General features: G+C 49.9%; 20 protein-coding genes. 19 read left to right on the forward strand and 1 reads right to left on the reverse strand.

Translation table 11 applies throughout. The features are described from left to right. Positions 1-24 precede the first annotated feature (24 nt). The 3 genes from WMO29_RS11760 (at position 25) to WMO29_RS11770 (ending at position 3,287) form a co-directional block, all read left to right on the forward strand. Positions 25-855 (forward strand): class I mannose-6-phosphate isomerase, encoded by an 831-nt coding sequence (locus tag WMO29_RS11760; protein ID WP_349164921.1) that lies wholly within the window; start codon positions 25-27, stop codon positions 853-855. A 9-nt stretch (positions 856-864) separates the two neighbouring features. Further along, positions 865-2,355 (forward strand): phospho-sugar mutase, encoded by a 1,491-nt coding sequence (locus tag WMO29_RS11765; protein WP_349164922.1) that lies wholly within the window; start codon positions 865-867, stop codon positions 2,353-2,355. A gap of 269 nt (positions 2,356-2,624) precedes the next feature. Continuing rightward, complete coding sequence (locus WMO29_RS11770; RefSeq protein WP_349164923.1) at positions 2,625-3,287, forward strand: hypothetical protein; 663 nt, start codon at positions 2,625-2,627, stop codon at positions 3,285-3,287. A gap of 47 nt (positions 3,288-3,334) precedes the next feature. On the opposite strand, the gene WMO29_RS11775 is transcribed toward WMO29_RS11770, so the two are convergent. Next, entirely contained in the window at positions 3,335-4,357 is a 1,023-nt protein-coding gene (locus WMO29_RS11775) for a LacI family DNA-binding transcriptional regulator (protein ID WP_349164924.1), read from the reverse strand. Positions 4,358-4,619: 262 nt separating this feature from the next. Here WMO29_RS11775 and WMO29_RS11780 point away from each other — a divergent pair, with 262 nt between their 5' ends. From WMO29_RS11780 to larC, 16 genes are all read left to right on the forward strand, one after another. Then, a complete protein-coding gene (locus WMO29_RS11780; protein ID WP_349164925.1) occupies positions 4,620-5,744 on the forward strand; it encodes an ABC transporter substrate-binding protein in 1,125 nt (374 codons plus the stop codon). Positions 5,745-5,849: 105 nt separating this feature from the next. After that, positions 5,850-6,695 (forward strand): ABC transporter permease, encoded by an 846-nt coding sequence (locus WMO29_RS11785; protein WP_349164926.1) that lies wholly within the window; start codon positions 5,850-5,852, stop codon positions 6,693-6,695. Then, complete coding sequence (locus WMO29_RS11790) at positions 6,692-7,465, forward strand: ABC transporter permease (protein WP_349164927.1); 774 nt, start codon at positions 6,692-6,694, stop codon at positions 7,463-7,465. The genes WMO29_RS11785 and WMO29_RS11790 overlap by 4 nt, the downstream gene beginning before the upstream one ends. Then, on the forward strand, positions 7,447-8,199 hold the full coding sequence (locus WMO29_RS11795) for an ABC transporter ATP-binding protein (RefSeq protein ID WP_158361512.1): 753 nt from the start codon (positions 7,447-7,449) through the stop codon (positions 8,197-8,199). Before WMO29_RS11790 ends, WMO29_RS11795 begins: the two co-directional genes overlap by 19 nt. 14 nt (positions 8,200-8,213) lie before the next feature. Then, positions 8,214-8,960 (forward strand): ABC transporter ATP-binding protein, encoded by a 747-nt coding sequence (locus WMO29_RS11800; RefSeq protein ID WP_158361514.1) that lies wholly within the window; start codon positions 8,214-8,216, stop codon positions 8,958-8,960. Positions 8,961-8,972: 12 nt separating this feature from the next. Beyond that, positions 8,973-9,770, forward strand: coding sequence for an SDR family NAD(P)-dependent oxidoreductase (locus WMO29_RS11805; RefSeq protein WP_349164928.1), 798 nt, complete (start codon positions 8,973-8,975; stop codon positions 9,768-9,770). Positions 9,771-9,786: 16 nt separating this feature from the next. Next, complete coding sequence (locus WMO29_RS11810) at positions 9,787-10,611, forward strand: transketolase (RefSeq protein ID WP_158361518.1); 825 nt, start codon at positions 9,787-9,789, stop codon at positions 10,609-10,611. 5 nt (positions 10,612-10,616) lie between these two features. Continuing rightward, a complete protein-coding gene (locus WMO29_RS11815) occupies positions 10,617-11,549 on the forward strand; it encodes a transketolase family protein (protein ID WP_349164929.1) in 933 nt (310 codons plus the stop codon). A gap of 4 nt (positions 11,550-11,553) precedes the next feature. Then, positions 11,554-12,579 carry a zinc-dependent alcohol dehydrogenase gene (locus WMO29_RS11820; protein WP_349164930.1) on the forward strand — a complete coding sequence of 342 codons (1,026 nt, stop codon included), beginning with the start codon at positions 11,554-11,556 and terminating at the stop codon, positions 12,577-12,579. Between the two features lies 1 nt (position 12,580). Further along, positions 12,581-13,249, forward strand: coding sequence for a ribulose-phosphate 3-epimerase (locus WMO29_RS11825; protein ID WP_349164931.1), 669 nt, complete (start codon positions 12,581-12,583; stop codon positions 13,247-13,249). After that, the gene (araD, locus tag WMO29_RS11830) at positions 13,246-13,983 is read left to right on the forward strand and encodes an L-ribulose-5-phosphate 4-epimerase AraD (RefSeq protein WP_158361525.1); all 738 of its coding nucleotides are present in this window, start codon (positions 13,246-13,248) and stop codon (positions 13,981-13,983) included. Before WMO29_RS11825 ends, araD begins: the two co-directional genes overlap by 4 nt. A gap of 18 nt (positions 13,984-14,001) precedes the next feature. Further along, positions 14,002-14,835: a triose-phosphate isomerase gene (locus tag WMO29_RS11835; protein WP_349164932.1), complete on the forward strand. Its 834-nt coding sequence runs from the start codon at positions 14,002-14,004 to the stop codon at positions 14,833-14,835. A gap of 10 nt (positions 14,836-14,845) precedes the next feature. Continuing rightward, complete coding sequence (locus WMO29_RS11840) at positions 14,846-16,300, forward strand: lactate racemase domain-containing protein (protein ID WP_349164933.1); 1,455 nt, start codon at positions 14,846-14,848, stop codon at positions 16,298-16,300. Positions 16,301-16,369: 69 nt separating this feature from the next. Continuing rightward, positions 16,370-17,089: a sulfite exporter TauE/SafE family protein gene (locus tag WMO29_RS11845; protein ID WP_349164934.1), complete on the forward strand. Its 720-nt coding sequence runs from the start codon at positions 16,370-16,372 to the stop codon at positions 17,087-17,089. Between the two features lie 97 nt (positions 17,090-17,186). Next, positions 17,187-17,975, forward strand: coding sequence for a nickel pincer cofactor biosynthesis protein LarB (gene larB, locus WMO29_RS11850; protein WP_349164935.1), 789 nt, complete (start codon positions 17,187-17,189; stop codon positions 17,973-17,975). Next, positions 17,968-18,732: a nickel pincer cofactor biosynthesis protein LarC gene (gene larC / locus WMO29_RS11855; RefSeq protein WP_349164936.1), complete on the forward strand. Its 765-nt coding sequence runs from the start codon at positions 17,968-17,970 to the stop codon at positions 18,730-18,732. Before larB ends, larC begins: the two co-directional genes overlap by 8 nt. Positions 18,733-18,753: the final 21 nt, after the last annotated feature.

Here is an 18,753-nt window from a genome sequence, read left to right on the forward strand (position 1 = left end):
AACGCAGAAAGGGGGACGCCACGCATGCAGCCCGCACAGCCGCAGAAATTAACGCCTATCCGAAAAACCTACATCTGGGGTACCGAAGACTGGATGCTCTCCTGGTTCAACGAGGGCCTGGAGGACGTTCCCCTGCTCATTAAAATCATCAAAGCCCGGGAGGCTCTGTCTGTGCAGGTACACCCGGGCAACGCATTTGCCAGAGAAAAGGAACAGAAAAGCGGCAAGACCGAGATGTGGTATGTGCTGGACTGCGAACCCGGCGCATATCTGTATTATGGACTGAAGCACAAGATATCCGAGGACGAATTCCGCAAGCGCATCCAGAACCAGACCATTCTGGAGGTCTGCCGGAAAATGCCAGTGAAGAAGGGCGACGTCTTCTACATCCCGGCGGGGCTTCTCCACGCCATCGGCGCCGGTATCACCGTGGCGGAGATTCAGCAGAGCTCCGATGTAACCTACCGGGTCTACGACTACAACCGGGAAAATGCCAACCATGAAAAGCGCCCCCTCCACATTGAGAAAGCCGCCCTGGTGGCAGGCTTCATGCCGCCTCTGGCCGGACACCGTCCCATGGGTCCCCGTATCCGGAAAAATGGATATTCCAGAACTTTATTAGTGCAATGTCCGTATTTTGTGGTACAATTATATGAGATAAGCGAAAGTGTGACCGGCAATACCGCCGGAGGCTTTCAATCGCTTCTGATTCTGGAGGGCGAGGGCGTCCTGAAGACCCGCTTCGGGGAAATGTCCCTGAAGGCTGGAGACAGCATTTACCTTCCCAAGGAGACAGGAGACTATCAAATCATCGGAACATTACAGCTTCTCCGCTCAACCGCGGAGCGAAAGTGAGGTAAGAATATGAATCTGAAATTTGGAACAGGCGGATTGCGCGCCACCATGGGACCGGGACCGGACCATATGAATCTGGAGACCATTCAGGAAGCGACCCTGGGCGTAGCGGCTTATGCGAAGGAGCAGAGCGGCAACCCAAGCGCAGCGCTGGCCTACGACAGCCGGAACCATTCGGAGGAGTTCGCCCGCGAGGCGGCCCGGGTGCTGGCCATGCAGGGCTGCAAGGCATACATTTACCCGAAGCTGATGCCGACCCCGACCCTTTCCTTCGCAGTGCGCCATCTGAAGACAACCGTGGGCATCGTGGTGACCGCAAGCCATAACCCACGGGAATACAACGGCTACAAGGTATATGGTTCCGACGGTTGCCAGGTGACCAACGAGGCGGCGGACCGGATTCAGCAGCATATCTGGGCAGCAGATAAGAGCCAGGCCCGGGGCGGCAAGACCTTCGAAGAGTACGTGGAGGACGGACAGATCGTCCTGATCGACGAGAAGATCCTGAAAGCGTTCCTGGCGGCTATCATCCGCAAGCGGACGAAGAAGGAGCTGACCTCCGGCCTGAAGGTAGTCTACACGCCGTTGTACGGCGCAGGCCTGATTCCGGTCACCAGTATCCTGAAATACATCGGTATCAAAGATCTGCAGATCGTCACCGAGCAGGCAAAGCCCAATGGCGACTTCCCCACCTGCCCCTACCCGAATCCGGAGTCTCCGGACGCCCTGAAGATTGGCCTGGAGTGGTGTGAGAAGACCGGCGCGGATCTGCTGATTGCTACGGATCCGGACAGCGACCGTCTGGGCGTGGTGGCGAAGAAGGGCGATAAATATGAGCGCCTGAACGGAAATGAAGTGGGCATTCTTTTGCTGGAGTACATCCTGCGCTGCAGAAAGGCAGCAGGAACCCTGCCGGAGCATCCGGTGACTGTCCGCACCATCGTAAGTACCTCCATGGTCGACCGTATCGCGGAAGCCTACGGTGTGGAAGTCATCCAGACCCTGACCGGCTTCAAATGGATTGGCGAGCAGATCGGCAAGCTGGAACAGGCAGGAGAGGAAGACCGCTACGTCTTCGGCTTCGAGGAGAGCTGCGGCTACCTCATCGGCAGCTATGTACGCGATAAAGACGCCGTAGGCGCAGCCATGATGTTCTGTGAGATGGCCGATACCTACAAGGCCGAGGGCAAGACGGTCTGGGATGCACTGGATGACCTGTACGCCAAGTACGGACACTATGAGACAACTCTCAAAACCTATGAATTCAACGGCGCCGAAGCCGACAAGCGCATAGCCCAGATCCGCGAGGGCCTGAACAGCCCGGAGGGCATGAAGTTTGGGGGCTCCAAAGTAGTGCGCTATAAAGATTATAAAGACGGCGTCGACGGCCTCCCGGCCTCCAACGTCCTCCAGATGTGGATGGAAGACGGCAGCGAAGCAGTAATCCGTCCGTCGGGCACGGAGCCGAAGATTAAGGTGTATACAGAGAAGCTGGTATAAAAGCTGAGAGATAAAGAAAGGACACTTCCCATCTAGGAGGTGTCCTTTTTCATGAAGCAACCATAAGAAATTACAGCTGGTAAATTCCTACGGATAGAAAAGAGTAAAAAATCTTATAAATAAGGAGGATTTTGTAGAAAAACAGAGAAGGTGGCGAGGAATTTTGTCGTTTGATACTGTCTACGCTTTTGGAGCGAGAGGTAGGCAAGATTCATATAAATACTCAGAAGGTAATTTCGGCCGGAGCACCTAATCTCCGAGGAATACGTATGGATGTAGAAATTATCGAAAGTGCGGGGGAACTTATAAACGTATATGATATCGAACCGTGTCGCTATCATAAGAGAGGGTTGGAGAAATCAAATCGTTTTTATCAGGCAAAGATTGATAGTCGATATATGAAGAGCGGGGAACGTGATTTTACAAAATTACCCAATCTGTATATTATTACAATTTTACCGTATGATCCATTCGGAGAGAATTACATGATGTACCAGATTATAAATCAATGTCTGGAGGTACCGGGGCTTGAATATAAAGACGGATTGCGGTATATTTATTTTAATACAACAGGAAAAAAGGGCGGAAGTCCTGCAATTCGAGAATTGCTTCAATATTTTCAGAACAGTACAGAGACCAACGCTAGAAGTGAAAGATTACAGAGGATACACGAACACGTCAAAAAGGTAAAGGTATTGCCGGAGGTGAGAGAAGAATTTATGAGGTTGGATGATATTATTTACTATGAGCGGGAAGAAGCAGATCAGAATCGCGCAGTTCAGGATATCCTAGAACTGTTGGAAGACTGCGGTGAAGTATCAGAAGAACTCAAAAACAAAATCAAAGTGCAGACCGATAAAAAAACTTTGAGAAGATGGCATAAGCTTGCAGCGCGGGCAGAGAGTCTGGAGGAGTTTAAAACGAAAATGTAAAATAAGAAAGGACACTTCCTATCCCGGAGGTGTCCTTTCTTACAAGACTATTTCCTGGGTGCCGCACAGCTCTCCCGTACCGCCAGATAGAATGGAAGGGAAATCTTCATGGGCAGATGATGTCCGCCCTGAATACGGTCAATTAAAATCTTGGCGGCAGTCTGTCCCATTTCATCCAATGGCACATGAATCGTAGTAAGCATTGGTGAGAGATACTGCGCGGTATCAATATCGTCAATACTAATTACAGATACATCCGCAGGAATTTTGAATCCGGACTCCTGTAAAGCTCGCATGGCTCCGATGGCAGTCAGATCATTGGGGCAGAAGATGGCAGTCATGTCCTGCGTGCGGCTAAGCAGCGTCTTGGTGCCGTTGTAGCCGCCCTCGGAAGAAAGCATCACATGGGAAATAAATTCATTGCGGATTGGAATATTGCGCTTGCGCAGAGTGGCCAGGTATCCGGTATAACGTTCTTCATTCTTCGTTTCGCCCACATAAGCGATCCGGGTATGCCCCAGTCCAATCAGGTATTCCAGAGCTGCCTCCGTGGCCTGAAGGCTTTCGCAAAGCACCTGATCATATTTTGCATTTAAACTATTCAATCCGGCATAAATTACATAATTAAAATATTTCTTCAGGAAACTCAGCATAGGCTTATCACACCGTCCGAGAACCGCCACGCCGTCTACCTGATTGTTTGTGATCAGATGAAAGGTAGTCGGATCCTGAATATCAATAGAAGTAAAAGAATACTTCAAAATATAATTCTGCTTGAAAGCCTCTTTCTCGATACTATGGGCCAGATGGGAAAAAAACGGATCCGTAATGGCATCTGGAGTTCTGGCAAAAAGACAGGCAATGGAACGGGAAGGCTCTGTCATAACAGAGGTCATGCCGTTTTTCAGATTTCTTGCGTTGGAATTGGGAATATAACCAGTACGCCGTACAATTTCCCAGATACGATTCTGTACTTCTTTGCTTGCAACATTGGAATTCCCCTGATTGATAACGCGGGAGACGGTTGAGATAGAGACACCGGCTTCCTGAGCAATTTCTTTTAATGTCATAAAAATCTCCTCTTCTGTAATGTCTGCGATTGCTTAATAAAACTCAAACTTCCCCCGGTAATATAAGGCGCGTCCAAGTTGAAAAAGAGAAGTGTTAGAACCATAATATACAAAACAAATGAGAAAGTCAATAAATGGGAGTCAAGATCTGATATATTACACAAACGTTTGCGTAAAACCATGTTGATTATGAGGTGAAAATAAACTAAAATAAAGGCACAGAGAGGTGTAAAAACTATAAAATGTACAAGGAGGACAAGAAATGAAAAGGTTAGTTGCACTGTTACTTACAGCGACCATGATTGCCAGCCTGGCAGCGTGTGGAGGAGCGAAAGAATCGGAGACCACAGACACAGCGACAGCTACCACAGAGCAGGGGGAAAGCTCTGAAGCAGCAGAAGATGTGGATGATACAGTCTATGATATCAAGGTGAGCGGACATCCATATATTCACGCATTGCCGAGCGTATATGCGATCGAGCAGGGATACTTTAAATGCGAGGATCCGACTGTGGACATGTATTCTGGCGGCCCGGTTCAGAACGAGGCTATCGCTTCCGGTGCATGGGATGTGGGAACCACAGGTACCGGCGGTATCGTACTGGGAGCTGTTGGCTATAACCTGAAAGCAATTGGGTTTACGGCACCGGATGAAAACACCGTAGACCTTTGGGTACGTCCGGACAGCCCGCTTGCAAAGTGTACGCCGGACGAGATGGGTGTATACGGAACAGCGGACGACTGGAAGGGTCTGACCGTTCTTTGCGCGACAGGTACATCCTGTCACATGATGCTGATTGGACTTCTGGAGCATCTGGGCCTGACAGAAGACGATATCAATCTGATTGATACCTCTGTTGCAGATTCCTATGCGGCGTTCAAAGCAGGAACCGGTGATGTGGTTGCGCTGTGGTCTCCGTTTGGTTTCCAGGCAGAGGAAGATACCGATTGGGTAAAGGTAGCCAACGCAGTAGGACTTGGAATTACCCAGCCGTGTGTTATCGTAGCTACAGAGGACGCTATCCAGAATGACTGGGACGGCGTATATGCATACCTGAAGGCTTATTTAAAGGCAGCGGCCGAGCTGAACGCAGATCCGGAAGGAACCGCACAGATGCTGTATGACTTTGAAGAGGAGCAGGGCATCAGCTTAAGCGAGACAGCAGCTGTGAAGGAAGTAGAGAACAGACCGTTCGCGTCCATCGAGAGAAATGAAGAGCTCTTTACCGTAAGAGATGACGGCGGATGCGAGGCAAATGATATCCTGCTGGTATTCGCAGAGTTCTTCGAGGGCCAGGGTAAGATTTCCCAGGATGACCTGAACAAGCTTCGCGAAAATGGCATGGTAGACACTAGCTTCATGGAAGCATATATGAGTGGAAAATAGAATAAGAGCTTGCAGAATGTAACATGACATAAGTAGAGAAGGGTAGTATAGATGGCAGTTTGTACTGCCCTTCTTCTGACTTATTTACATAATGGAGAGAGGTATATGAGCGATAAATCGAAAGAAATTTCAACAGAGGTCGCCAATTCCATTCTGATAGAAGCAAAGGCCAAACGGAAAGAAAACCGACAGCTCCTGTTGATATCTACCATCAGCGTGCTGGTATTTCTGGGAATTTGGGAATTGGCTGTTCGCGTAGGATGGATCGACAGTAAATATCTGTGCGCGCCCACTACAGTAGTAAAAACATTCATACAGAAATTATCGGATCCGAAACCGGACGGAGCGGTACTGGGCGTTCATATTATAACCAGTCTGAAGCTGGTTCTGGTAGGGTACTGCAGCGCGGTTATTGTGGGCGTTCCGCTGGGACTAATCATGGGTTATTATCATACCTTTGATAAGCTGGTATCTCCGATTTTTGAAATCATTCGACCGATTCCGCCTATCGCGTGGATTCCGCTGTCAATTATCTGGCTGGGAGTCGGAACGACGGCAAAAGCCTTTATTATTTTCCTGGCTGCGTTTGTTCCCTGTGTCATCAATTCTCATACCGGCATCAAGCTGACGCCGGCCGTATATCTGAATGTGGCCAAGACGTCAGGAGCCAGCAGGTGGGAGATTTTCTGGACTGTCAGCAAAAATTACGCTATGCCACTGGCCTTTACCGGCATACAGGTAGCCTTGGGAAATGCATGGTCCACGTTAGTGGCGTCGGAGCTTCTGGCAGCTACGGCAGGTCTGGGCTATATGATTCAGCAGGGCCGTTCCCTTGTCAGACCTGACATTATCATCGTAGGAATGCTTACCATTGGCGTAATCGGAGCTATTCTGACGACGCTGTTGTCCAAGCTGGAAAATCATGTTGTGAAATGGAGGAGCAGAGGATGAAAAAGAATCGTTCGCAGGCACGGGATATCATGCTTTCCACTCTGTCTATCCTGGGACTGATTGTTGTCTGGTTTCTCGTGTCAAACAGTAAGCCGGATTTTTTTCCGACGCCTATGGCGACCATTGAACGTTTTATAAAACTGATTGAAAAACCGGTTATGAAAATTTCGATTCTGGGACATATATTTGCCAGTCTGAAGAGAGTTATGCTTGCGCTGATTGCAGCTATCATTCTCGGGGTTGGAATCGGACTGGTTATGGGCTGGAATAAAAAAGTAAGAGCAGCTATTAACCCGATTCTGATGGCGTTGCGTCCGATCCCGCCAATTGCGTGGATACCGCTTATCATCCTGCTGTTTGGTATCGGAGAGTTCCCGAAGGTACTTCTGGTATTTATCGGAGCATTTTTCCCGATTGTTATGAACACTATGTCAGGTGTTTCACTGGTAGACGATATGTATCTGAAGGTTGGAAAGATTTACAAGGCCAATACCGGGCAGATGCTGAGGCATGTGGTATTTCCTGCAGCTATGCCGGCGATTCTGGCGGGTATCAAGATCGCTATCAGTTCTGGATGGATGGTAGTGGTAGCGGCAGAAATGCTGTCCAGTAAATCCGGACTGGGATTTTTGATTAACCGTGGACGTGACAGCTATGATGTGGCCCTGATTATGGTAGCCATGATTCTGATCGGCGTGGTAGGAGCCCTGTTAAGCGCCGTATTTACACTTATTGAAAGGAAATTATGCGGATGGATGAGCAAAGAATAGTACAGGTTCGACTGGAAAATATATCCCGCTCCTTTGTATCCAGAAAGACAATTTTCGAAGCCGTTAATCATGTAAGCATTGATGTATACAAAAACGAGTTTCTGGTTTTGCTGGGACCGGGGCAGTGCGGTAAAACCGTTCTCCTGAATATGGTAAGTGGACTGGAGACGCCGACAGAGGGAAAAGTAGAATTTGTAGACAGTGATAAGACAGATTTGGGCTTTGTATTTCAGAAGACGGCAGTATTTCCGTGGAAAACCGTTATGGAAAATGTGGAAATGCCTTTGGAATTAAAGGGTGTTCCGAAAAAAGAACGCAGAGAGCGGGCACAGTATCTGATCGATCTGGTAGGCCTGCATGGATTCGAGAATGCGCTTCCGAAGCAGCTTTCCGGAGGAATGAAACAGCGAGTGGGAATTGCGAGAGCCTATTGCAATAATCCGCAGGTACTGCTGATGGATGAGCCTTTTGGAGCGCTGGACGCGCAGACCAGATATCAAATGGAAGAAGAGATCTTACGCATCTGGGAGCAGGAAAAGAGAACGGTTATCTTTGTTACGAATAATATTGAGGAAGCCGTATATCTGGCGGATCGGATTATTCTTCTGAGCGCTTGTCCGGCGACAGTAAAAGAGGTATATGAGATCGCATTGCCCAGACCGAGAGATTACGTGGATACAGAATTTTTGAAGATTCGTGAAGCGATAGAGGCAAATACAGACTTGGCGTTATAGACAGGAGGTATATCATGGAAAAACGAGAAGTGAAAGTCCAGGTAAATCATCTGACAAAGCGCTTTGGTGATTTGCTGGTATTAGACGATATCTCATTTGAGATCAACAAGGGAGAGTTTGTCTGCATTGTAGGTCCTACCGGCTGTGGAAAGACAACATTTTTGAATCTTCTGACAGGGCTTCTGGAGCCTACAGAGGGAGAAATTCTGATTGACGGAGAGCGTGCGGATCCGAAGAAGCACAGCATTTCATTTGTATTTCAGGAGCCCTCGGCTTTTCCGTGGCTGACGGCTCAGCAGAACATCGAATACGGCCTGAGAATCAAGAAGAAACCGGAACAGGAAATTGTTTCACAGCGCGAGAAAATTATCGGCCTGTTAGGTCTGGAAAAATATAGAGACGCTTATCCGCATGAAATGTCAGTCAGCATGGAGCAGAGAGTGGTTATCGGACGTGCCTTCGCGTTGAATCCGGATCTGCTTCTGATGGACGAACCCTATGGACAGATGGACATCAAGATGCGCTATTATCTGGAAGACGAGGTTATCCGGCTCTGGCAGGCGACGGGAAGCACAGTACTTTTTATCACGCATAATCTGGAAGAGGCGACTTACCTGGCAGAGCGTGTACTGATACTGACGAACAAGCCTGCGAAAATTAAGACGAGTATTGATGTGGATCTGCCCAGACCGCGACAGATTGCGGATCCGAAGTTTATTGAAATCCGAAAAGAAATTACCGATATGATCAAGTGGTGGTAGAAAGGAGCAGTTATGAAAAATCTGAAGGACAAGGTTGTATTTATTACAGGCGGCGCCCGTGGACTGGGTTATGCTATGGCAGAGAAATTCGCGGCAGAGGGCGCGAAAATTGTGATTGGTGATATTCAGGAAGCCCTTGCGATGGAATCAGCAGAGAAGATTCAGAAAGAATTCGGTGTGGAAACCTATGCGTTCCAGATGGATGTTACCAGCGTAGAGAATATCAAGGCTGCATTTGCAAAGGTGAAAGAGCGCTTCGGAAAACTGGATGTACAGGTCAATTGCGCGGGAATTCAGATTCGCTGCCCGTCTAAGGAATTCACAGAGGAAAACTGGGATAAGCTGATGAACGTGAATCTGAAGGGCGTATTCTTCTGCTGTCAGCAGGCAGCTCTCTTGATGGGCGACAGCGGCGGAGCCATCGTTAATATCTCCTCCGGAACATCCACGCAGACGACACCGGGACGCGCGCCTTATGTTATCTCCAAAGGCGGCGTAAACGCCATGACGGCAGTGCTTGCTTCGGAGTGGGCAGAGGACAGAAACGGGAAAAAGGCTATCCGTGTCAATGCGGTAGCGCCTGGCTGGATTCTGACTAATATGGTACAGGACGGCTATCGATTGGGTGTCGTATCTGAGAATCAGATTCTGGCAGCTGTTCCGTTCAAACGTCTGGCAAACCCGTCCGAGATCGCAGACGCAGTCGTATTCCTCGGCTCCGATGAGTCCAGCTATATCACAGGACAGACATTATTCGTAGACGGTGGCTGGAGCGCTCTGGGTATGCCGGCCATGGATCTGATTAAATAAGGAGGGAAGCAGGATTATGAAATTAGCTTATTCTTCAGAAGAATTGAAAAAGACCGCCAATGATATTCGCATCAATATCGTGGAGAGTATCCATTGCGGCGGCTCCGGACATCCGGGCGGCTCCCTGTCCATAGCGGAAATGATGGCCGTATTGTATTTCCACGAGATGGATGTGGACGAGAAAAATCCGAAATGGGAGGATCGGGATCGATTCGTGCTTTCCAAAGGTCATGCGGCACCCGCTTATTACGCGGCGCTTGCGGAGCGAGGCTATTTTGATAAAGAGGTACTGAAAACCCTGCGCCATATTGACAGCATTTTACAGGGACATCCGGATATGAAGAAGGTTCCAGGCGTAGATATGTCCACAGGTTCTCTGGGACAGGGAATCTCCGCAGCGGCAGGTATGGCCCGCTTTGCGAAACAGACCGGAAAAGGCTTCCGTGTATACAGCATTCTGGGCGATGGCGAGATCCAGGAAGGCCAGGTATGGGAAGCGGTTATGAGCGCAGGTCACTTTAAGCTGGATAATCTGACGGCATTTCTGGATAACAACGATCTGCAGATCGATGGCCATGTGAGTGCGGAAATGTCGGTGTATCCGATTCGGGAAAAATTCGAAGCCTTTGGCTGGAATGTGGTAGAGGCCGACGGCCATGATGTGGATGAACTGGTGGAAGCTGTAGCGAAGGCGAAAGCCTGCGAAGGAAAACCGACCCTGATCTGGTGCAAAACCGTGAAAGGAAAAGGCGTATCCTTCATGGAAAATCAGGTGGGCTGGCACGGTGGAGCCATCAACGATGAACAGTATGAGACTGCAATGAAAGAGTTAAAGGGGTGAACAGTATGAATTCAACGAGAGAAGCATATGGACAGGCACTGGCAGAATTGGGTGAGAAGTATCCGATTTATGTATTTGACGCAGACCTGTCAAAAGCCACACAGACCGTTCATTTTGCCAAAAAATTCCCGGAGCGGTTTACGAACATGGGAATTGCGGAGTCGAATATGATAGGCTACGCGGCTGGGTACGCAGCTTGCGGCGCAACCGTATTTGCCAGCACTTTCGCGGAATTCGCAGCAGGAAGAGCCTACGATCAGATTCGCAATAGTGTGGCATATCCCCATCTGAACGTGAAAATCGCCGCGACCCACGGCGGTGTGCTGATCGGAGCAGACGGCGGTTCCCACCAGTGCGTGGAGGATCTGGCCCTGATGCGCGCCATCCCCGGAATGGTGGTTTTATGCCCGGCGGATACGGAGGAGACCAGACGCTGCGTAGAGGCAGCCATTCTGTATGACGGCCCCGTCTATCTACGTTTTGGCAGAATGGGAACCCCGGAAATCTATGAAAACGGAAAGACCTGTACCTTTGAGATCGGAAAGGGAACTGTAGTAGAGGATGGAACAGATGTAACACTCATTGCAGTGGGGGATATGGTAAGCCGCGCGGCAGAGGCGGCGAAGAAGCTGAGCGAAGAAGGCATTTCCGCGGCAGTCATTGACATGGCGTCGGTAAAGCCCATCGACGAGTCACTTGTAATTGCATACGCGAAGAAGACCGGCTGTATCGTAACAGCAGAGGATCACAATATTATGGGTGGACTTGGCGGAGCAGTCAGCGAGGTACTTGCGAAGCATCAGCCGGTTCCCCAGGAGATGGTAGGACTTCAGGATCAGTTCGGACGTTCCGGAACCCCGGCGGATCTGGCGGAATATTACGGACTGACGGCGGAGAAGATTGTGGAAGCAGCGAAAAAGTGTATGCAGAGGAAATAGGACTATGAAAAAAATTGTATTTACATCCGCATTGCATACAGAGATACAGGAAGCGGCTATACCAGGCTATCAGGACAATCAGGTTCTGCTGAAGATTGAACGAATCGGCGTGTGCGGAACCGATATTCAGGTATTTGCCGGAAGAAACCGATATATGCAATTTCCGGTTGTACCATTCCATGAAGGAATTGCGCGTGTGGTAAAGGCCGGAGCAGACGTAATACACGTAAAAGCCGGGGACAGAGTAGTGATTCGTCCGATTATCAGTTGCGGGACCTGTTATTCCTGCCGTCATGGTCATGAAAACGCGTGTGAAAACTTTGATTGTCTGGGCGTCCAGTCAGACGGTCTCGGAGCAGAATATTTCGTTATCGACAGTGAATATGTTTACCCGATTCCGGAGAGCTGTCCTTTGGATGAAGCGGTGTTCATTGAGCCCTTTGCGGTGGGAATCCATGCGGCCCTTCGGGGACAGGTGCAGGGTAAGCGCGTCCTGGTGGTAGGCGCGGGAACTATCGGCAATTTTACAGCGCAGGCCTGCCAGCTTCTTGGAGCTTCGGAGGTCGCTGTGTGCGATCTGAGTGACGACAAGATTGAGATGGCGAAGCGAGCCGGTATTCAGCACTGTGTAAGCAGTGCGGGACGCTCCCTGAAGGATGTGGCTTATGAAATTTACGGAACCTTCCCGGACGTTATCCTTGACTGCGTAGGCGCGAAGGTGATTCTGCCGCAGATTCTGGAGTTGGCGGGAAAGACGACTACGGTGGTAATTGTAGGAAATTATTCGGAGCCTGTACTGATTGATGTGGCGACCATCCAGAGAAATGAGTTAAATGTATTGGGCAATATTACGTATACGGCGGAAGATTTTCAGAAGGCAGTGGAACTCATGGTGAGCGGAAAAGTATATACCGAAGGCTTTATTTCCGCAAAATTCCCCTTTGACGAGGTACAGGGCATGATGGAATTTGCGCTGGAAAAGCGGGGCGTCAATATGAAAGTAGTTCTGGAATACAACGGGGAGGGATAGCATGTATCATATTTCACCTTCTCTGCTTTGCGCAGATCAGATGGAGCTTAGGCAGACTGTCGTCGAGGTGGAAAAGCTGGGTGTTGACTGGCTGCATATCGATGTGATGGACGGCAATTTTGTACCGAATTTCGCCTTTGGAACCGACTGTATCCGGGCCATTCGGAAGGAAGCGAAGGGCCCCCTGTATGCGCATATGATGTGTACAAAACCGATAGAGTTTATCAAGCCCTTTGCGGAGCTGGGAGTGGATTATTATTGTTTTCATTATGAGGCTACCGTGAATCCGTTCCGAGTGTGTCAGGAGATAGAGAAAAATGGCATGAAGGCCGCCATCGCGTTGAATCCGTCCACGCCGGTGGAACTGCTGGAGGATCTGCTTCCGGGTCTGTCCTGTGTAACCCTGATGTCCATAGAACCGGGATTTTCCGGCCAGAAGTTTCTTACGCATACTTATAAAAAGATACGGAAACTTCGGAAAATGGCAGGCGACAGCCCGGTGCGGATTGAGATCGACGGAGGAGCCGATATTCCCATATCCATGAAATGTATCGAGAACGGAGCAGATGTGATCGTGGGCGGATACTTCAACCTGTTTGACAGCGCGTATTCGCTTTCGGACAAGTACAGAGCCTACAGTCAGGCATTGAAGAACGGAGGGATAGAGTGACAGTACAGGAATTAAAAGAAATCGTAGTTGAGGCAAACAAAGAGCTGCCGAGGCGTCATATGGTGCTATATTCCTGGGGAAATGTAAGCGCCATTGATCGGGACAAAGGAATCATTGTAATTAAGCCCGTGGGTATTCCCTACGATGATCTGACCACGGAAAATGTAAGCGTTGTGGATTTGCAGGGCAATAAGGTGGCCGGAGAGAAAAATCCGTTGAACCCGTCTGTGGATCTGGATATTCACCGGGCGCTGTATGAAAATTTCCCGGAGTGCAACGCTATCGTACATACACATTCTACCTACGCGACAGTGATGGCGCAGCTACACCGGGACGTGCCCTGCTTTGGCACAACCCATGCGGATTACTTTGCCGGATCCGTTCCCTGCGTGGAGGCTCTTTCTGACGAAGAAATCATTCATGATTACGAATGGAATACAGGCATGGCGATTGTAAAGTATTTCCAGAAATATGGTATATCACCTGCAGATGTGCCTGCGGCCCTGTCCATCAATCACGGTCCTTTTACCTGGGGCGAGGACTGCTGGGATGCAGTTCACAAGGCGGTAGTACTGGAAGAAATCTGTAAAATGGCGGTTCATATGCTGGCTATCGAACCGGACTGGCAGCCCATTCCAAAGGTCATGAGCGACAAGCATTTTTACCGTAAACACGGGGCGAACGCGTATTTTACCAATGACGATCACGGACATGGAATGGTACATAATAAATAAAAACTTACGGAGGGGTATATGAAGCATATTTATGTAAACTTAAAGCGCTTTGAAATCCCGGTTGAGCTTGGGGGCTTAAATCGGCTGGCGCCGGTATCTAAATGGGGCGAATACATCGTAACACATACACAGGAGGAGCTGAAGAAATACGATCCGCAGGAGGTGGAATTCGTTCAGATCTATCCTGAGTCCCAGATTCTGAAGGCTTCAGAGGCAAAGAGCGAGGGCAGTCCAATTAAGATCGGAGGCCAGGGCGTGTACCGGATGGATGCCGGACGGGACGGCTTCGGCGCGTTTACGACCAATTGCCCGGCGGCGTCTATGGCGGTGATGGGGGTAGATACCATCGTAATCGGCCACTGTGAGGAGCGTGCGGACAAGCTGGGCGTGATGCAGGCGGCAGGCGTGACGGACACAGCAGCAGTGAACCGGATCTTAAACGAAGAAGTGAAGCTGGCGCAGGCAAGAGGCATGAAGGTTCTTTACTGTATCGGTGAAAAGAGCGAGGAACAGGAGCACTGGCAGGAGGTTCTGGGCGAGCAGCTCCGGATAGGTCTGGATGGCGTGGACAAGACAAAGGTTGTGTTGGGGTATGAGCCTATCTGGTCCATAGGACCCGGAAAAACACCGGCAGATAAAGCGTATATTACCAAGATAGCCCGGTTCGCGAAAGAGGTGACCGGCGGCTGCGACATGGTATATGGTGGCGGCCTGAAGAAAGAAAATGCGGAAATGCTGGCTTCCATCGACGAGATTGACGGCGGGCTGATTGGCCTGACCCGTTTTACCGGCGAGATTGGCTTCTATCCGGATGAATATCTGGAGATTATCAAACTGTATCTGGGAAAGTGAGGAGAGAGGTATGAAACTTGATTTTGAATATGGCCATGGCACAATGACAGCAGAGCTTCCGGATACTACCGATGTATTTATTCCGGGAGAGACCATTCCAGATCCGCCCTGTATCCCGGAGGATCAGATCGTAGCCAAAACACGGGAATCCATACGCAATCCTATGGGAATGAAACCGCTTTCCGAGCTGGCTCATAAGGGAAGTAAAGTCGTTATTGTAATTCCGGATATTGTAAAGGGCGGTTGCCAGCCGACCTCCCACAGAAAAGTAGCGATTCGTCTGATTGTAGATGAGTTGTATGCGGCAGGCGTGGAGAAAAAAGATATTCTGCTTCTGTTTTCCAATGGCCTGCATCCCAGAACCACCACAAAAGAGGCAAAACAGATTCTGGGTAAGGAATTATTTGACGAGTTTTACTGGACCCATCAGATTACAAGTCATGATTCGGAAGATTATGAGCATCTGGTGGATCTGGGCTGTACCGAGCGCGGCGATCGGGTTCTGATGAATAAGTATGTGTTCGATTGCGATATTCCCATCCTGATTGGTCACACCCAGGGCAATCCCTACGGTGGTTATTCCGGCGGTTACAAGCACTGTGCGACCGGTATCACCCACTGGCGTTCCATAGCTACCCACCATGTTCCGGAGGTTATGCACGGACCGGATTTCACACCGGTTTCCGGGCATAGCATGATGAGAACGAAATTCAATGAGATCGGAATGCTGATGGAAGAAAAGATGGGCCATCCTTTCTTCTGCTGCGACGCGGTATTGGACACTTATTCCCGTCAGATCGAGATCAATTCCGGTTATGCGAAAGTGATGCAGCCCAAGTCCTGGATTATGGCGAATAAGCGTACCTATGTACCGTTTGCCGAGGAGAAATATGACGTCATGGTATTCGGTATGCCTCAGAATTTCCATTATGGTGACGGTATGGGAACCAATCCTATTCAGTTGATGCAGGCGCTTTCCGCGCAGGTGGTTCGCCACAAGCGCGTTATGAAGGATAATTGCGTCATCATTTGCTCCTCTATTTGCAATGGATATTTCCACGATGAGAGATGGCCGTATCTGCGTGAGCTGTACGAGATGTTCCAGCATGATTATATGAACGTCTTACCGGATATGAACCGTTACGGTGAATATTTCGCGACAAATGAAGAATATATCCGCAAATATCGTTTTGCGAATGCGTTCCATCCGTTCCACGGCTTTTCCATGATGAGCAGCGCGCATATCGCGGAAATGAATACCAGCGCCATCTACATCGTAGGCGCGCAGGAACCCGGCATCGCCAGAAGTATGGGATTGAAGACACGGGCAACCTTCGAGGAGGCTCTGGAGGATGCGAAGAAGAAATATGTAGGACCGAACCCCAATATTCTTGCGTTGCCGAAAACCTTTAAGATTGGCGCAGTTCATTTGTGCATGAAAGACGACGATTTGTCAAACGTATAGAAAACATATAAGGAAAAACTGTCGTGGCACCGCAGAATCGGGCGGTGCCACATTTATTAGAAGAATGCTATGAAATTAACATTATTTATACTTCTTGTATTTAGTTTTAACCTGATTCAGACTATAGGCGCATTCGCCGGTACTATGCTGGCGATGCCGTTTGCGATTTTGCTGTTGGGTCCGGAGCAAGCCAGGCTGATATTGACGGCAGTTGGAATCTTAAGCTGTATTTATCCCGTGTTGAGCTGCCGTAGCTTCATTGATTGGAAAGAGGTTCGGAAAATCGGTATTTATATGGCGGCAGGAATCCTGGCGGCACAATTTCTGCTGAAGTATTTGTACGGGACGGCAATTTTGACAGTGTATGGACTGCTGGTGATAGGAGTGGCCCTTCGGAATTTCAGACAGACGAATCCGCGACAGCTTCCGTCATGGTTAGACAACTTGATTTTACTGATGGCAGGCCTGGTGCACGGCGCGTTTCTTTCTGGTGGTTCCTTCCTTCTTATCTATGCAATGGAGCATTTTGCAAAGAAGGATGTACAGCGTTCCACCCTGTCTGTGCTCTGGTTAATCCTGAACGGTGGAATGGTTGTACTGTTCACAGCGCAGGGGCTGTATTGCAGGGAAAACCTGCATTATGTGTGGATCGGAGTCATTCCGGCGATTCTGGGAATTCTTTTGGGAGATTGTCTGCAGAAAAAGCTGGATGAAACCTTATTTCGAAAATTTTCAAACTGCCTGCTATTTCTGTCAGGCAGTGTGTTAGTGATAAAATGTTTTTTGTAAAAAACAAAGACAGGATTTCCACTTGTTATTATCCCAGGAACTATTTATAATATCAATAGATCTGACTAATTGAACCGACAGACCGAGGTGCTGACACATGGATGTGACAAAGCTTTTAACTCAGATAAAAAATAATGAAATATCGATAGAACAGGCCGAAGCCGAGTTGAAGAACCTCCCCTATGAGGATCTGGGCTTCGCCAAGCTGGATCATCACCGGAAGGTGCGGCAGGGCTTCGAGGAAGTGGTGTACTGCCAGGGAAAGGCGACGCCCCATCTGGTAAAGATTTATCAGACGCTGACGGCGGAGGGCATCGACGTGCTGGGCACCCGGGCCAGCCGGGAGCAGTATGAGGCGGTGAAAGAGGCAATTCCGGAGGCAGTCTGGGACGAGGTATCCCGGGTGTTGAAGGTGGAGAAGCGGGACAGGAAGCGGATAGGCCGCATCGTGGTCTGTACCGGCGGTACGGCGGATGTGCCGGTGGCGGAGGAAGCGGCCCAGGTGGCGGAATTTTTCGGCACCAATGTGACGCGCCTCTATGACGTGGGCGTGGCCGGAATCCACCGCCTGCTTTCGAATATGAAGGCCTTCCAGGGCGCCAGCTGCGTCATTGCGGTAGCAGGGATGGAGGGCGCGCTGGCCGGAGTGGTGGCGGGCCTGGTGGATGTGCCGGTCATCGCAGTGCCGACTTCCGTGGGATATGGCGCGAACTTCGGCGGCCTGTCGGCCCTTTTAACCATGCTGAATTCCTGCGCCAACGGCATTACCACGGTAAATATCGACAATGGTTACGGGGCGGCTTATGTGGCGACCCAGATCAACCGGCTGGCCTGCGGTGGCAGACATCTCAGTGAAGAGGTAGTGGAGGAAGAAAAAGATGAGTAATGGCAATACCTTATATCTGGAGTGCCGCTCCGGCATTAGCGGCGATATGACCGTGGCAGCCCTGCTGGATCTGGGCGCGACCGAGGAGAACCTGCGGGCGGAGCTTGCGAAGCTGCCGGTGGACGGCTATGAAATCCAAGTGAAGAAAATCGTAAAGAGCGGACTGCTGGTCAGCGATTTTGACGTGATCCTGGAACATGAGGTACCGGCGCATACGCATGAACATTCCCACGTGCATCCCCATGTCCATCGCAGTTGGGCCGACATCGAAAAGATGCTCCTGAAATCCGACCTGAAGCCCCGTGTCAAGGCTCTGTCCCTGCAGATGTTCCGTACCGTAGCCGAGGCTGAGGCAAAGGTCCATGGTCATCCGGTGGACGAGGTACATTTCCACGAGGTGGGCGCTGTGGATTCCATTGTGGATATTGTGGGTACGGCAGCCTGCCTGGACGAGTTAAATGTGGATAAAGTGGTCGTTTCCGAATTGACCGAGGGCTGCGGCCACATCCGCTGTCAGCACGGCGTACTGCCAGTGCCGGTTCCGGCGGTGTTGGAGATTGCGGCGGCCCATCACCTGACCTTCCACCAGATCGAGCAGGAGGGCGAAATGGTTACCCCGACCGGCGCCGCGATTGCGGCATTATCCGAGGGACAGATCCCGGCTGCTTACTGCGTGAAAAAAGTCGGCATGGGCGCAGGAAAGCGGGAGTATCAGAATACGAATATATTGCGGGCAATGCTGATCGAAGAGAAATAGAAAAGACACGGGAAATTTCCC

Source organism: Laedolimicola intestinihominis, assembly GCF_040096155.1.
Lineage (GTDB): Bacteria > Bacillota > Clostridia > Lachnospirales > Lachnospiraceae > Laedolimicola > Laedolimicola intestinihominis.

Bases quoted from the DNA above. Each gene is read 5' to 3' on its own strand.
- WMO29_RS11760 (WP_349164921.1), top strand. From the start codon at position 25: ATGCAGCCCGCACAGCCGCAGAAATTAACGCCTATCCGAAAAACCTAC.
- WMO29_RS11765 (WP_349164922.1), top strand. From the start codon at position 865: ATGAATCTGAAATTTGGAACAGGCGGATTGCGCGCCACCATGGGACCG.
- WMO29_RS11770 (WP_349164923.1), top strand. From the start codon at position 2,625: ATGGATGTAGAAATTATCGAAAGTGCGGGGGAACTTATAAACGTATAT.
- WMO29_RS11775 (WP_349164924.1), bottom strand. From the start codon at position 4,357: ATGACATTAAAAGAAATTGCTCAGGAAGCCGGTGTCTCTATCTCAACC.
- WMO29_RS11780 (WP_349164925.1), top strand. From the start codon at position 4,620: ATGAAAAGGTTAGTTGCACTGTTACTTACAGCGACCATGATTGCCAGC.
- WMO29_RS11785 (WP_349164926.1), top strand. From the start codon at position 5,850: ATGAGCGATAAATCGAAAGAAATTTCAACAGAGGTCGCCAATTCCATT.
- WMO29_RS11790 (WP_349164927.1), top strand. From the start codon at position 6,692: ATGAAAAAGAATCGTTCGCAGGCACGGGATATCATGCTTTCCACTCTG.
- WMO29_RS11795 (WP_158361512.1), top strand. From the start codon at position 7,447: ATGGATGAGCAAAGAATAGTACAGGTTCGACTGGAAAATATATCCCGC.
- WMO29_RS11800 (WP_158361514.1), top strand. From the start codon at position 8,214: ATGGAAAAACGAGAAGTGAAAGTCCAGGTAAATCATCTGACAAAGCGC.
- WMO29_RS11805 (WP_349164928.1), top strand. From the start codon at position 8,973: ATGAAAAATCTGAAGGACAAGGTTGTATTTATTACAGGCGGCGCCCGT.
- WMO29_RS11810 (WP_158361518.1), top strand. From the start codon at position 9,787: ATGAAATTAGCTTATTCTTCAGAAGAATTGAAAAAGACCGCCAATGAT.
- WMO29_RS11815 (WP_349164929.1), top strand. From the start codon at position 10,617: ATGAATTCAACGAGAGAAGCATATGGACAGGCACTGGCAGAATTGGGT.
- WMO29_RS11820 (WP_349164930.1), top strand. From the start codon at position 11,554: ATGAAAAAAATTGTATTTACATCCGCATTGCATACAGAGATACAGGAA.
- WMO29_RS11825 (WP_349164931.1), top strand. From the start codon at position 12,581: ATGTATCATATTTCACCTTCTCTGCTTTGCGCAGATCAGATGGAGCTT.
- WMO29_RS11835 (WP_349164932.1), top strand. From the start codon at position 14,002: ATGAAGCATATTTATGTAAACTTAAAGCGCTTTGAAATCCCGGTTGAG.
- WMO29_RS11840 (WP_349164933.1), top strand. From the start codon at position 14,846: ATGAAACTTGATTTTGAATATGGCCATGGCACAATGACAGCAGAGCTT.
- WMO29_RS11845 (WP_349164934.1), top strand. From the start codon at position 16,370: ATGAAATTAACATTATTTATACTTCTTGTATTTAGTTTTAACCTGATT.
- larB (WP_349164935.1), top strand. From the start codon at position 17,187: ATGGATGTGACAAAGCTTTTAACTCAGATAAAAAATAATGAAATATCG.
- larC (WP_349164936.1), top strand. From the start codon at position 17,968: ATGAGTAATGGCAATACCTTATATCTGGAGTGCCGCTCCGGCATTAGC.